We start from the raw sequence: 15,940 nt of genomic DNA on the forward strand, positions 1-15,940 counted from the left end.
GATGAAATACCTTAGTTTAACGGTGTTCGCTTGCTTGGTCTCAGCTAATACGCAAGCTAACGATATAAATTCTCCGTGCTTTAACTGTCCGGATCTGGATAAGGTAGCTGACTCAGCAACCTACATAGACAGCGACTATTACAGCGACGTTATTAACGCTATTAATAGCGGCCAAAGTCAGCAACAAATCAAATCTTTGCTTTCTTCCGCCATTAGCGCCAATCATAAGCGGCTTACCTACTCTGAAGTATGGAGCGCATTAACCAAAACTGATGAAGACCCATCTAACCCGGATAATGTAATGTTGCTTTATAAAGGCATATCCATTCCAAAATTATCAAACGGCAGCGGTTCGCAAAGTACCAATCCCGACAATTGGAATAGAGAACATGTTTGGGCCAAGAGCCACGGCTTTCCTTCCTCCTCTTTAGAAGCCTACTCTGACATTCACCACCTCCGCCCTTCTGACATCTCTATCAATTCCTCTCGCAGCAACCTCGACTTTGACAACAGTGACAACCCTCTTCCTGAAGCACCATCAAACCGTTACGATTCAAACTCTTTTGAACCTCGTGATGCGGTAAAAGGTGACGTAGCAAGAATGGTCTTGTACATGGACACTCGATACGAAGGTTTTGATTCAACACCAGACTTAACGGTTGTTAATCAAATCACCTCTACAGGTGAGCCACTGTTAGGTAAGCTTTGTCGTTTATTAGAATGGCATGAAGCAGATCCAGTTGATGCTTTTGAGGCAAATCGTAACAGCGTTATATACGAGTACCAAGGTAACCGTAACCCGTTTATTGATCACCCTGAGTGGGTTGAGTCGGTATTCCCTAAAGCAGCGTGTGCAGATGAACCAACTGAGCCGACGGATCCAATTGACCCGGTTGATCCTGAAGAGCCAACGGATCCTGAAGAACCAACAGACCCAGAGACACCAACCACACCAACTTCTGCTCCCCTGATTATTTCAGCGGCGTATGACGGTCCTTTATCAGGTGGATTACCAAAAGGTGTTGAGATATTTGTAACTCAAGACATTGCAGACTTAAGTGTTTGTGGTTTTGGCTCTGCTAATAATGGTGGTGGCTCTGACGGTCAAGAGTTTACTTTTCCTGCAGATAGTGCAACAAAAGGTGAGTATATCTACCTTGCGTCTGAAGCTTCGCAGTTTGAAGCATTTATGGGCTTTGCTCCAGACTACACAGCTGGCGCAGCTAACGTAAATGGTGACGACGCGTTAGAGCTATTTTGTAACGGCGAGGTTGTTGACGTATTAGGTGACATCAATACTGATGGCACAGGTCAACCATGGGAATACATGGACGGTTGGGCTGCTCGTAAAGCAAACTCAACAGTAAACGGCGGCGTTTACAATGCTGACGAATGGGTATTTAGTGGTAAAAATGCGCTTGACGGTGCCACCAGCAATGCCACTGCAGATACAGCAATTCCAGTCCAAACTTTCACTCAATCAGTTTCACTATTTATTACCGGTGCAGTTGATGGTTCGTTATCTGGTGGCATTCCAAAAGCCATTGAAATATATGTAGGCTCTGACATTGCAGACTTAGGTCAATGTGGTGTTGGCTCTGCTAATAACGGCGGCGGCACTGATGGTGAAGAATTCACTTTCCCAGCTGGTACGTCGGCATCAGCAGGCAGCTTCATTTATATTGCATCTGAATCAACGGGTTTCACAACGTTTTTTGGTTTTGCTCCAGACTTCACGTCAGGCGCATTAGCAATAAATGGTGATGACGCGGTAGAGCTATTTTGTGATGGCGAAGTAATTGATGTGTTTGGTGACATAAATTCCGACGGAACAGGCCAACCATGGGAATACATGGACGGTTGGGCTTATCGAGTAAACGGATCAACGGCCAATGAAGGAAGTTTTGACGTAACGAACTGGTTGTTCAGTGGTAAAAATGCATTAGATGGTAGCTCAGACAATGCAACAGCCAATACGCCATTCCCAATTGCTAGCTACTCAAACGAAGGCGAAGTTGAGCCAGAGCCTGATTTACTAGGTCAGTGTGCCGACGAAGCAACGTTTATTCATGCTATTCAAGGTCCTGATTTTGAATCTCCACTACTAAACGAAACTCGAGTTATTGAAGGTGTGGTAACCGCTTCTATTCCTGCAGTTGGTGGCTTTTTTGTTCAAGAACAATTGGCTGACCAAGATGACAACTCATTAACTTCTGAAGGCATTTTTGTTTCTTATGAAGTAGATGGCGACATGCCTGCTGTTGGTTCAATAGTACGTGTATTAGGTAGCGTTGTAGAAAGCTATGGTAAAACAACACTGCGAGCTGATAAAGCTGCGTTAGAGTGCGGTACCGACATTATTGTTCCAGTAACGGTTTCATTACCATTTGATAGCGCAGAACAGCAAGAGTCGCTTGAAGGTATGTACGTTCGTTTTGAACAAGACCTGACGGTAACAGACAACTACAATCTTGGCCGTTATGGCGAAGTGACTTTGTCTAGTGAACGCTTATTTGTACCTACTAACTTATACTTACCTGGTACAGATGAAGTTGCTAACTTAACCGCTCAAAACAAACTAAACAAAATACTATTGGATGACGCCGTAAATGGTTCTAACCCTGAAGTTGTTAAGTATCCTACTGGCGGTTTATCAGCTGATAATACGTTACGTTCAGGTGATAAAGTAAACGCACTTGAAGGCATAATCGACTATAGCTTTGGCAACTTTAGAGTATTGCCAACTGTTGAACCTACTTTTATCCATGAAAATCTTCGTGAAGCTGAACCTACGCTTGAGTCTGGCAACCTGCGAATTGCTAGCTTTAACGTTTTAAATTACTTTAATGGTGATGGTTTAGGTGAAGGGTTCCCAACTAGCCGTGGCGCAGACTCTGCTGAAGAATTTGACCGTCAACGCGATAAAATATTAAACGCGATTACGACAATGGATGCAGACATTATTGGTCTTCTTGAAGTTGAAAATGATGACTACAGCGAAACCAGTGCTATTCAAGATATTGTAAATGGCTTAAATGCGATTGCACCAGCTAACAAGCACTATGCTTTTGTTAATCCTGGTATTGACCAATTAGGTACTGACCAAATCAAGGTAGCATTAATTTATAATGATTTAGCAGTAACTGAAGTTGGCACAGCGGCTACGCTAACAGGCTTCCCATTTGAATATCATAATCGCCCTCCTTTAGCTCAATCTTTTGAAAGTATTGAAACCGGTGATGCACTTACTGTTGCTATCAACCATTTCCGCTCAAAAGGCTGCTCAAGCAGCGGTGGTGTTGAAAATGAAGATAAAGGCGATGGCCAAGGTTGTTACAACTTGCGTCGTGTTCAAGCTGCCGAAGCAGTAACAGCTTGGTTAGCAACGAACCCTACTGGCGTTGAAGACGAAGACAAGCTAATTATGGGTGACTTAAACGCTTATACAAAAGAAGATCCAATTACGACAATTGTTAACGCAGGTTACACAAACTTAATTGAATCTTTAAAAGGCGCAGGTACTTACTCTTATACTTACCAAGGTGAATCTGGCACCATTGACCACGCTTTAGCAAGTGAGTCATTAACCGCCAAAGTGGTTGATATTGCTGAATGGCACATCAATACGGACGAGCCTAAAGTTTTAGACTACAACGTTGAATATAAGAGCGAAGATCAGTTAGTAACATTCTATGATACTGACGCGTTCCGAGCTTCTGACCATGATCCTGTTGTTATAGAGCTTAATACTGAATTTGCCTTTATCACAAAAACTAAAGTTATTGATGATATCGACAAGTTTAAGCGCTGGTTCTGGTGGTTCTGGTATCAACCGCAAAACGTATTTAGAGTTAATGTGCCTGAAGAAACCACTTTGTTAAACGTTTCTTTGTCCGGTGGTTACGGCAACGCAGATTTATACTTACGTGAAGGTAAAAAAGCCAACAAACGTCACTTTGACTGTCGCTCTAACAGCGCCGGAAATAATGAAGTTTGTGAAATTGAAATGCCGAAATCTGGGAATTGGTATATCAGTGTGAAGGGCCGTAACTATTATGATACGACCATGACCATTGAAACGACGATGCCAGCTAATGCAGCGCAATAATTAAACTACGTTAAGATTTAATTAAGTTTTAATTAAACTATAATTAATTGTAAGGCCGTTAGAAGCTCTGTTTCTAGCGGCTTTTTTATACCTGCGAAAACTGACGTATAAGATTATGGTATACATTGTGTAGCTGATCTAAATGCTCGCGGCTCGTATTGCCTTCTTTTATTAGATCTTGAATGGTTTGATCTAACTTAAACAAAGACTGCCGAGTTGTTACGTCACCGACCATGCTTTGCATCCAAGTAATAACCGCAATTCGTCGACCTTTGGTTACGGCCGTCACTTTATGCAAACTGCTAGACGGGTATACCACAACATAACCAGCAGGTAGCTTAACCTGTTGCTCGCCAAACTCTGTTTGAATAATGAGTTCACCGCCTTCGTATTCATCTGGCTCACTTAAAAATAAAGTCATGGATACGTCACTACGCAATACTTCGTTGCTATTAGGCAAACGCATTATGGCCGCATCAACGTGATAACCGTATTCTTCAGATTCTGAATAGCGATTAAAACACGGAGGAAATATTTTTTGAGGCAATGCCGCCGACACCACTTTAGGTGCTGAGCCAATTCGACCCAATAACTCGTTCGCTAAGTCTTTTATTATGGGATCGTTAGGGTTAGCTTGATTGTTCTTTTTGACAGATGAAGCCATACCCATAGCGGTTTTATCACCATTTTCCCACTCGGTCTTTAAGAGCGCCTCACGTACAACTTTAACTTCATCACTGGTAAGAAGCTGATCAATAACAACCATATAAACCTCAATATTAAAAACTTTCTTATTTTATGTAATATAAACGAAAAAATGCCTACCTGTTATCTCCCAATAACAAGTAAGCATTTTTAGTCTTAATGTTTGTAGCGAATTTTAGAACTGGTAGTTCATAGTGAAACGAACAGAGCGAGCATCGCCCAAGTACATAAATGCACCAGAACGGTATGCTGCAGTCCAATACTCTTTATCTAAAACGTTACCAATGTTAAGACGTAAGGTTACATCTTCAGTGGCATTGTAGTTAGCAAATAAGTTAACAACTTGGTAGCTAGGAACAACAATAGAGTAACGATCGTTTTCTGAGTCGTAACCTGCTGCAGTATCTGGTTGACCACCAAACATTTCGCTCTGGTATGAGTAGTCACCACCAAACGAGAATGTTTCTGTTGGCTGGTAACGTAACTGAAGATATAAACTCTTATCAGCAAAGTTACTTAGCGCTAATCCTACGTTGTCTTCATTATAAGACTCTAGTACTTCAGACTTCATAGACGTTGCAGAGAACTGCATGCTTAGCTGTTCGTTAATGTCACCAACTAGACCAAATTCAACACCTTTAACACGGTTTTTACCAGTATTTAATGTGCCCAATGTAGAGTAGCTATCACCAACACTTTCCATCACGTCTTTTTTCGTCATTTGGAATAGTGCAGCCGTTGCCATAAATTTATGGTCAAATAGTTGCCACTTTGTACCAATTTCAATATTTTCTACAATCTCAGGATCAGCATTTTGCGCTTGATCTGGGTCACCACAAATACCGCCGTAACCACAGTTAGCACCTAGGTCAGATTCACCACCGTTAATATTGGTTGCAGTGCTGAAGTTAATGTAAACATTTCCATCTTCAGTAATGCTATGTAGTAGCCCAATATGACCGTTGTGCATGTCGTCTTCATACTCGTATAAAACGTCACCTGAACGGCCGCTTGTATCGTTGCTGTAATCAAAGCTGTCTTGACGTAAACCTAGGAATAATTGAGTTTCCTCAGTCAATTCAATGGTATCCATTACGTAAGCAGATACCGTATTAATTTCGAATATCGCATCCGAATCGCCTTGTGTATAAGCTCTTTGCATTAAGCTTGATGCATTTTGAACAACTGAACCATTGGCATCTAATAAACAGTAGGAATTAGAAACCCCACCTCTACCACTTACACGACAATTTGAATCACCCATCGCTTCGTAGTTATAAAAACCGTTGTCTACTTTTTCGTCTGTAAACTCTAGGCCGTAAACTAGTTTATGCTTTTTGCCTAACGCCGTAATGTTTGAAATTAGGTTAAATTGAGTCGCAAAGTACTCAACTTCTTGCCAACCTTGGTGTGTACTTAAGTTTATTGATGCTGCGCCTGGAGCTGTTGTATCACTTGCATCACGGGTTGTACCGCGCGCACCAGTAGTAATATAACCGTTTTCTGTTTTACCAAAACGCGTAGAGTTATAGAACATTAGGTCTTCGTTAATTTCATATTCAGTGCGAAGCGTAAATGTTGACAGTTCTGACTCTTGGAAATCTTCGTCTTGAGCATAAACTGGAATATCTGAAACAGGTTTACGCGTAGTTTGGTCAAAATAACTACCTAAGTCAGGGCGGTCATCTGCGCTCAAATAATAAAAATCAGCAATAAAGTTTAATTTATCATTTGCTTGGTAAACACCTGATAATTGAGCACCTTCACGAGAACGCTCAATACCGTCACGGCCTGGCTTAGTATCTTCTGCAGATAATAAGTTAATTCGTACTGCCGCATTGTCATTAATTGATGCGTTGTAATCCGCAGTTAAGCGGTAATAGTCATCAGTGCCAAAGCTTGCATCTACACGACCGAAGTTGTAAGACGTTGAGGCCTTTTTAGTTACACTGTTTACTGCGCCACCTGAAGAACCACGACCAGCAAAAGTCGAGCTTGGACCTTTAGTAATTTCAACACGTTCTGTAGCAAAACTTTCACGAGTTGTCATACCTGGATCACGTAAACCATCAACAAAAACATCACTGCGAGCTTCGTGGCCACGAATGATATAACGGTCACCAAAGGCATTGCCGTTTTCACCAGTACCTAACGTAACACCTGATTGTGCAGATAGAATATCTTTCAGATCAGTCTTACCTGATTCTTGAATTTGGTCTTGAGTTAGAATGTTAATTACTTGAGGAGTATCAACTAGATCATTAACTCGACGTAAGTCACCTGACTTATCAACATGATAAATAGAGTTTCTAACACCGTGTACCTCAATACGTTCAATTGCTTCTGCAGATTCGCATTGCTTATCTTTTTTAACATCACAAGTTTCTTCAACAGGTGCTGCATAAATAGCTGTTGAACCTAAAACTAAAGAGGCTGCTAATGTTTGAGCGCCCAAATTCATTTGTTCTGAAAGGTATGTTTTTTTCTTCACTTTTTTATTCCATAAGCGGTTGATTTAACTTAACGGCGGCAAGAATAAATCAATGAATGACAAATGTAAATGATAATGGTTCGCATTTAGATTAAAATCATTGATTTTTTTCAACATAGTGTAAATCTAATAACGAATGCGGTTGATTTATGTGTTTCAATACATATATAAGTAGTTACTAATACATAAATTGTTAGCCCCTTTCTTTTTAGGTGCTACAGTTTTATTGAGCAACCCATATAGAGAAGTTTAAATTTCTATCATTTTAGTTATTAGGATTATGCATGAAAACATCACAAGAGTTAGTCGCTGAAGTCAGAAAGACAATTAATGAAATATCCACTTCACAGCTAAATGAACTGCTTCACAAAGAAGAAGTCATCGTTATTGATGTAAGAGAGCCAGGAGAGTTTGCTGCAGGTCATGTTCCATCTTCGGTAAATTTCCCTAGAGGTGTATTGGAAATGAAAATTCACACTCACCCTGCCGTGGGTTATGAGTGTGATACAGAAACAGCGCTGAAAGAACTTGCCGAAAAAGAGCTTTATTTAATTTGCCAATCTGGTGGGCGCTCAGCATTATCAGCAGAGTCATTAAAGCGATTAGGTTTCAGCAAAGTTACATCGGTAGCCGGTGGTATGAAAGACTGGAAAGAACAAGGCTTACAGATTGTTCAGCCTAGCTAGTTCGCTATTTTGCTCCTTCGTTAACTAGCTAAGGGACAGTTTTAATTAATAAAATTGCCTTTATCCGTGATCCACTTGTATGGTTATACAACAACCAAACAACAAGGAATGATCATGGCTAGAGGCATTAACAAAGTAATTTTAATTGGCACATTAGGTAACGATCCTGATGTAAAGCATCTACCGAATACAAATTGTATGGCTACTATTAGTGTCGCTACAAATGAGAGTTGGAAAGACAAAACAACCGGTGAGTTAAAAACTAAAACAGAGTGGCATCGAGTGGTTCTGTTTGGAAAAGTCGCTGAAATTGCCGAGCAATACCTGACCAAAGGCTCCCAAGTTTATATCGAAGGTAAGTTACAAACTAAAAAGTGGACAGATCAAACAGGCCAAGACAAGTACTCCACCGATGTGGTTGTGGATATGATGGGTCAACTGCAAATGTTAGGTGGTAAGCCCACTTTACCAAACTCCACAAACCAAAACCAAGCTGCAACTCTTGCTGTAAAGCCACCCACTAAAGAAGCTTTAGAAATGGAAGATTCAATACCCTTTTAGTTCGCTACTTTAGTTTGATCTTTTAGAACTTTAATGTGCTGTTTCAGAAGTTTAACTTGCCCTTTTAGAACTTTAATTTGAAGCCGTCCTGGCTCGTATGATGCTAACAGAATTAGGTGAACATCCTTGTTCCTCGTCGTTCCTAGGACGCTAATTTAATGATATAACAATGAAGTTCAATAACTGGACAAAAACACATGTATGCAGTTTTTACATGTTTAATAGATAGACAGACCAAGTTCTTCGGCAATGTTAGCAACGACTTTCATGGCAACAACTGAATTACCGAAGCTGTTTAGTGGTGGGCTCCAAGCGCAAATAACACCATAATTTGGAACGATCGCCACAATACCGCCACCAACACCGCTTTTAGCTGGCAAACCAACAGAAAAAGCGAACTCCCCCGATTGGTCATACATACCACTGGTTGATAAAATAGCATTAACCCGATGTGTATCTTTTCGAGAGCAAACCGTTTGATTATTAGTAGGATTAATTCCTTTATTCGCCAAAAACAACAAGCTTTTTGCTAGTTGTTCACAACTCATTGCCACTGAGCATTGAGTAAAATAATGGCTTAATACATCAGGTATAGGCGACTCTATATTGCCAAAACTTTTCATTAGGTACGCTAACGCCGCATTTCGACTACCATGTTGCATTTCTGACTCATAGACGCTTGAGTCAATATGAATAGACTCGTCTCCAGCTAACTGACGTAAAAAGTTTACGAAAGACAATTTACTCGCAGAATAATGACTAGCTAAAACATCAGAAACTAGTAACGCGCCAGCATTTATAACGGGGTTTCTAGGTATGCCCTTTTCCCATTCTAGTTGAATAATTGAGTTAAAAGGCTGCCCAGAAGGCTCCATATGAACCCTTGTCCATAATTCATCACCTAGTCGATTCATCGCTAGCACTAAGCCGAATACCTTCGAGATACTCTGAATTGAAAACGGAATACCTCCGTTTCCGGCTGAAACAACATCGCCATCGATTGTCGCTACGGCTACTCCTGCAAGGTTGCTGGGAACTTCAGCTAAAGCAGGTATATAGTCCGCGACTTTACCTAATTCATAAGACGCCTTATTGGCATCTAATATTTTGGCTATTTTTAGCTTTAAATCTGACAAGTCTTTGATCATAAATACTTAGCTTTTATTTGCTCTAGTTGTGTTGAAGTCTTGTCACTCTTAAACGTGTATTGAGATATTTTTCTCTCTGCTAGTTTAAACTCTTTGTTCGCATAAAGTGCTTCAACATAATTAACAAATACACTGTCGGTATTGTGAGTGTTTTTATCTGCTATTGCGGCGGTTAAGTGTTTAAGTGCAGCTTCAGCATTACCAAGTTTTAATTCTATTGTACCTAAGGTATCTAGTACGCGGCCGTCATTCGGTTTCATCTCTTTGGCTTTTTCTGCATGTTTTAGTGCTTGAGAGTAATTTTTTGCCTCAGAGTATAGGTAAGCTAAATTATTATGGGCAACAAAGTTTAGGTCATTTAACGCGATGACCTTTTTATAGTGTTCTATTGCTTCATTTTCATTTCTTGATGTTTGCAGTTGCGCATAACGAAGTGTGTTTAACTCATCCTTCGGAAACTTCTCTATATGTGTCTTTGTTGCACTTAAGGCTGCATCAACACCTTGATAACGAGCAATTGCATTTATCATCCAGTTCGCATTCATAGACGACGGGTTGGCTTTATACGCATCGGTTAAGTTTAATACCGCATTGCCTAAATCATTTTCTGCTAGTTGCAAAATACCTATGGTGGTTTTAAGTAACGGTAACGACTTAACTTGCTCCGGCAATTTATCAACCTTAGCTTTTGCAAGTTTGAATTGGCCAGTTCTTGCTAAAAGGTAAGCGTGCAAACCTCGAATCTCAAGATTGTTTCCACCTATTTGGTTTTCATAACTTTGCGCTAACTCAATCGCTTTTTTAAACTCTCCTGAACCATCATAAAGCTTAATCATGCCGATGATTGCTTTAGGATCATTAGGTTGTGCTTGGTACCACTCTTGGTATAACGCCTTAGTTTTGTCAAAATTCGCAGTTTTAATGTAGCTATTTGCAAGTAATTCCCAGTACGGCGCTGGTTTGTTATTTAAGCGTTTAGCATTTTCAAATGCTTTAACCGAGCCAGAAAAGTCTTGTTCAGCTACCTGTAATCGCCCTAGCGTTACATGGAAAATACTATTGTTCGGATTGTTTTCTATTAGCTTTTCTAAATGCGCCGTCATTGTTTGTGGCTGCTTTAATACTCTAGACAACAAATAGTGTTTAGTAATCGCTGGTAAAAACGTAGGTGAAGTCACTAGTAACTTATCTAGTTCAGCCAACATATTTTGTTTTTGTAAATCAGTCTTAAGCGGCGATAGTTCTATTAACTGAAATTTTATAATGCTATTTTCAGGTTCAACTTTAAGTCCCGATTCCAATGCTGACCTTGCGCGATCAAAATCACCTTGAATAGCGTTTATTTTAGCTTCCAACATCCAGCCTTTAACTTCGCTTTCTTGGCTTTCTTTCCACTTTTTGGCAATCTCTAGTGCTTTGTCATATTGACTAGTGGATATATAGGCTTGCACTAAAGTAACTTCTAACTGTTCCTTATTTACCGGGGTTTCTGTGGCACTATCTTGCCCCATTTCCGCTAGCGCTTGCTCTAAATCTACAATACCTGAAACGTCATTTAACGATAACTTTAATGTTGCAACACCGGCTCTTGCTGCCGCAGACTCAAGCTCGTCAGGCTGTTTGTTTAAAACGTCTTTTGCTTTATTTATTTCACCATCTCTTAATAGTGCTTGTCCTAAACCAGCTAGCAGTCCCGCATCATCTTCACTAATATTATCAAACATTTTTACAGTTTCATTGGCGTCCAATGAGCGACCAAGTCGAATTTGTGCATCCGCTAACATTCTTAGTGCTGGATGATCCGCTTTTAGTAAACTCGCGACTAGTGTTAGGTGCGACTCACTTTTTTCGAAGTCTTGTGTCATGTAGCTACTAACACCTGCAACTAATCGAGTCGAAGAGTCTTCTGGGTTGATGGCTAAGGATCGTTCTGCATAATCCAATGCCTCTTTGTAGTTTTTATCTTGCATTAATGCTGTTGACTTTATTTGCAGCAATATTGGCTGTTTTGGATACGTAGCTAAAAGATCGTCTACTATGACTTCCGCTTTATTTGGCTGGCCAAGATCACTGTATAACTGTGCAAGTACGTACTTAACTTCAGGCTCATCAGGATAGGCAGAAACATACTCTTCATAGGTTTGAGCAGCGGCTTCTGGTTTCTGTAAACGCAGTTGCAAGTTTGCTTTAATTTTTAAAGCGTCTTGCTGATTTTTATATCGCTCTAGAATTTCATTTAATTGGCCAATGGCTCCATCAAATTCACTTTTTAAATAAGATCATAAACAAATGCCAACTTACTGTATGGCCCACCACCTGATATGCCTTTAAGTTCATCTATCATGGCGTTTGCTTTCGCGTCATTACCCGCCTTAACATAGGCTTGGATTTGATAAAATTTGAGTTCAGCTAAATCTTTTGGTTTTAAACCTTTTGCTTTGCTGGTTAGTTTAAAGAGTGACTTATTTGTGCCGTTTTTTTGATAAACCTTCGATAATAATGGAATAACTTCATTGGCAGCGTAACCATAGTCTAATGCACGCTCTAGCTCTTTTTCAGCGAATGAGTATTGTTTTAAATCCAGGTAGACTTTTCCTAATAGAAAACGCGCACTTGCTTCATTTGGCTCTTGTTTAATGGCATTTTTTAGCTCAATTATAGCGGTTTTATAATCTTTGTTTTCCAGTGATTTATTTGCAGAATCTACATATTCCGCACTCGTTTTATCACCACAACCAACCAATGCGGTTGCTACAATTGCGCTTGCTGCCAAGTTAATTATTTTTTTATTCACAATAGTCATCCAGTATTTAAAACATTCCTTCCCACAGGTTAATCTCTCAGGCCATATTCCTCAATAGAAAAGTATTTATTATTGCTATTAATTCCGCTAGGTTAAGGACAGTTTTTAAACAAACCAAGGAATCGAGTTATGCTACCAAAAACTAAAAGCGGTGCATGGTTACTAAAATGTACTTTCACGTTTTTATTTTTATTCAATGCATCTGCTGTTAATGCATCTCCACAACAAGGTGAAAAAACTAAAGATTCAAACCTCAGTCCTAAAATATTTAAAATGCAAAAACGGGCAGCCATTATTGACGCTTTGCTATTAGATAAATTGGAAAATACATTGCCAAGTTTAATGCGCCGCTCTGGCATTGACATGTGGGTTTTGATTTCCAGGGAATATAACGAGGACCCAGTTCTTAAAACCATGCTACCTGCCACATGGATAAACGCCAGACGCCGAACTATCTTGGTGCTGTTTGACAACGGTAAAAGTGTTGAACGTTATGCAGTAGCGCGATACGGCGTTAGCAACCTATTTGAAAAATCTTGGGACAAAGAAAAAACACCTGATCAATGGCAAGGATTAGTTGGTCTAATTCAAAGCAAAAACCCTAAGGCGATTGGAATAAACCAAAGCACTCACTTTGCTTTAGCCGACGGCCTGACTGTCACAGATAAATCTGAGTTTGTAGATGCCTTACCAAGCAACTTAAAGTCCAAAGTAACCAGCGCAGAAAACTTAGCCGTTGCTTGGTTAGAAACTCGTACCGCAAAAGAAATGCAATATTACCCAGCACTGATAAAGATAGGTCATAACATTATTGCTAAAGCGTTCTCAAATAGCGTGGTTAAACCTGGCATAACCTCAACAGACGACGTTGTCTGGTGGCTAAGAAATGAGAGCCGACGTTTGGGTTTAACTAACTGGTTTCATCCAACCGTTTCAATTCAACGCAGTGACAATGAAAGCTTTGACCAGCTAAAGGCTTTTAGCGATCGCCCGGCTGGACAAATTATTCAACGTGGCGACCTACTTCATGTTGATTTTGGCGTCACGTATTTGAGACTAAATACTGATCAGCAACAACATGCTTATGTATTAAAGGCCGGTGAAACAGATGCTCCTGACTATTTAAAACAAGCTCTTAAAAATGGCAACCGAGTTCAAGATATATTTACCGGTGAATTTGCACTAGGCAGAACGGGTAACGAGATATTAAAAGCGGCAAGAGAGAAATCAATTACTGGAGGCTTAAAACCTGCCATTTATACACACCCAATTGGATACCATGGACATGCTGCAGGACCAACAATTGGTATGTGGGATGCTCAAGGTGGCGTGCCGGTTAGAGGTGATTATCCTCTTTATGAAAATACCGCTTATTCTATTGAATTAAATGCTGCGACGTTTATTTCACAGTGGAATAAAGAAATTAGGATCATGTTAGAAGAAGAAGCATTTTTTGATGGTAAGAAAGTCAAATACCTAGACGGCCGTCAAACCAAGTTTCACTTGATTAAGTGATTAAATGATTAAATGTATTTTTGATTTTTGATTTTTGATTCTTGATTTTTGATTCTTGATTCTTGATTCTTGATTCTTGATTCTTGATTCTATCAAGGCAATATTCATTTAACCCTAAATGAAAAAACTGAATGAAATAAAAACCTTGTTTTACTCAGGTTAGCCACGCTTGTAAGTGAGGCTAGCTGAAATAAAACAAGGACAATGACGATATTTAGTCGCTAAGCAACGAAGCTTAATTGCTTAGCAATAACGTTTAGTTGCAACGCAGTTAAGTACAGAAACTAAAGGTACAATTTACGAAGTTCCTTCTTATCTAGCTTTCCAGTAGCTGTATGCGGAAGCTCATTTACAAACGTAACTTGCTGTGGAATACACCATTTCGCCGTTTTGCCTTCAAAACTAGCAATAAGTTCTTGCTCAGTTATTTCAGCATTCTCCATCTTCACTGCAAATATAGCAGGACGCTCTGTCCATTTAGGATCAGGAATACCAATAACCGCGGCTTCTAAAATACTCGGATGATCACTTGCAATGTTTTCTAACTCTATAGAGCTAATCCACTCGCCACCAGACTTGATAACATCTTTAGAGCGGTCAGTGACCGTCATGTAGCTATGCTCATCGAACGTTACTACATCGCCTGTTGAAAACCAGCCATCGTGATCGTGCGCGTCGGATTCAATTTGGTTAAAATAGCTACTGCAAACCCAAGCACCTTTCACCTTTAAGTTACCAGATGCTTCGCCGTCCCACGGCAACTCATTGTCTTCATCATCAACAATTTTCATTTCAACGCCATACACAGGCAAGCCTTGTTTTACGCGTATTTTATCCAATTGTTGCTCATCCAGTTTTAACAACTCAGGCTTCATTACATTTATTGTGCCTAGAGGACTTAACTCAGTCATGCCCCAAGCATGTTGCATTTCTACGCCATACTCTGCAAAACCTTTCATTAAACCAAGTGGACAAGCCGCACCACCAACAATAAATCGCTTAACGGACGCAATCGTTTCATTTGACTGTTTTAAGTAATTTAATAAGGCTAACCAAACAGTTGGAACGCCTGCAGACATAGTGACGTTTTCAGTATTAATCAAATTGGTTAATGTTTTGCCATCCGCCATCTTGTTGCCTGGAAATACTAATTTAGCTCCGGACATTGGACACGCGTACGGTAATCCCCACGCATTCACATGGAACATAGGCACAATAGGCATGATAACTTCATTGTTGCCAATTGACATGCTGTTAGGCATCGAGATACTAAAACTATGTAATACCGTTGAACGGTGGCTATAAAGCACACCTTTTGGATTCCCTGTGGTACCTGACGTATAACAAAGCGAGCTTGCTGCTTGGTCATCTAGCTCTGGGTATTCAAAGCTGTCAGGCTCATCAGAAATAAGTGTTTCGTAAGCAATAAGCTCTAAATCAGATGCAGGTAAGTCCTGCTCGTCACATAATACAACAATGGCCTTTAAATCCGGCAAGGCGTGTTTCACTGCCTCAAGGGCGGGCAATAACGTTTTATCAACAAAAATCACCTTATCTTCAGCATGATGGAGTATATATTCTAGCTGCTCTGAGTAGAGCCTTGGGTTTATGGTGTGACAAACAAAGCCTGAACAGGAAATTGCGTAATAGAGTTCAAAATGACGGTGGTCATTCCATGCTATCGTAGCAACCCGGTCGCTGCGTTTTAGCCCCATTTTACTGAGTGCATTAGCAAGCTTATCAACACGTTTGAAGGCCTCTTTGTAAGTGTATCTAAATCGGTCGTGATCGTGTGTCACTGAGACAATTTCTACATTACCATACACTTTTTTAGCGTAAGACATGATTGAATTAATGGTAAGATCTGCATTCATCATAGCGCCAGCTAACATACGGGCTCCTTATTATTTTAATCCGTTAACA

The 15,940-nt window shown here is 40.1% G+C and carries 8 protein-coding genes and 2 pseudogenes; 4 read left to right on the forward strand and 6 right to left on the reverse strand.

All coding sequences use genetic code 11. From position 1 onward, the window contains the following. Position 1: 1 nt before the first annotated feature. Positions 2-4,108 carry an ExeM/NucH family extracellular endonuclease gene (locus GNP35_RS15970; protein WP_155694149.1) on the forward strand — a complete coding sequence of 1,369 codons (4,107 nt, stop codon included), beginning with the start codon at positions 2-4 and terminating at the stop codon, positions 4,106-4,108. A gap of 85 nt (positions 4,109-4,193) precedes the next feature. Here GNP35_RS15970 and GNP35_RS02320 read toward each other — a convergent pair whose 3' ends face one another. Further along, positions 4,194-4,874 (reverse strand): Fe2+-dependent dioxygenase, encoded by a 681-nt coding sequence (locus GNP35_RS02320; protein ID WP_155694151.1) that lies wholly within the window; start codon positions 4,872-4,874, stop codon positions 4,194-4,196. Between the two features lie 114 nt (positions 4,875-4,988). Continuing rightward, the gene (locus GNP35_RS02325) at positions 4,989-7,304 is read right to left on the reverse strand and encodes a TonB-dependent receptor (RefSeq protein ID WP_330997669.1); all 2,316 of its coding nucleotides are present in this window, start codon (positions 7,302-7,304) and stop codon (positions 4,989-4,991) included. A gap of 284 nt (positions 7,305-7,588) precedes the next feature. On the opposite strand from GNP35_RS02325, the gene GNP35_RS02330 reads away from it, so the two are divergent. Together GNP35_RS02330 and ssb are read left to right on the forward strand one after the other, a co-directional pair. Further along, positions 7,589-7,990: a rhodanese-like domain-containing protein gene (locus GNP35_RS02330; protein ID WP_155694153.1), complete on the forward strand. Its 402-nt coding sequence runs from the start codon at positions 7,589-7,591 to the stop codon at positions 7,988-7,990. A gap of 114 nt (positions 7,991-8,104) precedes the next feature. Further along, positions 8,105-8,479: pseudogene (ssb, locus tag GNP35_RS02335) on the forward strand (single-stranded DNA-binding protein); the annotation flags it as partial. Between the two features lie 290 nt (positions 8,480-8,769). Here ssb and GNP35_RS02340 read toward each other — a convergent pair. The 3 genes and pseudogenes from GNP35_RS02340 to GNP35_RS02350 all read right to left on the reverse strand — a co-directional run bounded on the left by GNP35_RS02340 (position 8,770) and on the right by GNP35_RS02350 (position 12,493). Continuing rightward, complete coding sequence (locus GNP35_RS02340) at positions 8,770-9,699, reverse strand: glutaminase (protein WP_155694157.1); 930 nt, start codon at positions 9,697-9,699, stop codon at positions 8,770-8,772. Further along, positions 9,696-11,954, reverse strand: a pseudogene (prsT, locus tag GNP35_RS02345) (XrtA/PEP-CTERM system TPR-repeat protein PrsT); the annotation flags it as partial. The gene GNP35_RS02340 and the pseudogene prsT, both read right to left, overlap by 4 nt. A 14-nt stretch (positions 11,955-11,968) precedes the next feature. After that, a complete protein-coding gene (locus GNP35_RS02350) occupies positions 11,969-12,493 on the reverse strand; it encodes a tetratricopeptide repeat protein (RefSeq protein WP_196492391.1) in 525 nt (174 codons plus the stop codon). Between the two features lie 138 nt (positions 12,494-12,631). On the opposite strand from GNP35_RS02350, the gene GNP35_RS02355 reads away from it, so the two are divergent. Then, positions 12,632-14,017 (forward strand): M24 family metallopeptidase, encoded by a 1,386-nt coding sequence (locus tag GNP35_RS02355; RefSeq protein WP_155694163.1) that lies wholly within the window; start codon positions 12,632-12,634, stop codon positions 14,015-14,017. A 284-nt stretch (positions 14,018-14,301) separates the two neighbouring features. On the opposite strand, the gene GNP35_RS02360 is transcribed toward GNP35_RS02355, so the two are convergent. Further along, complete coding sequence (locus GNP35_RS02360) at positions 14,302-15,909, reverse strand: long-chain fatty acid--CoA ligase (protein WP_155694165.1); 1,608 nt, start codon at positions 15,907-15,909, stop codon at positions 14,302-14,304. Between the last annotated feature and the right edge of the window lie 31 nt (positions 15,910-15,940).

The sequence above is a fragment of the Psychrosphaera haliotis genome, from assembly GCF_009728465.1.
Lineage (GTDB): Bacteria > Pseudomonadota > Gammaproteobacteria > Enterobacterales > Alteromonadaceae > Psychrosphaera > Psychrosphaera haliotis.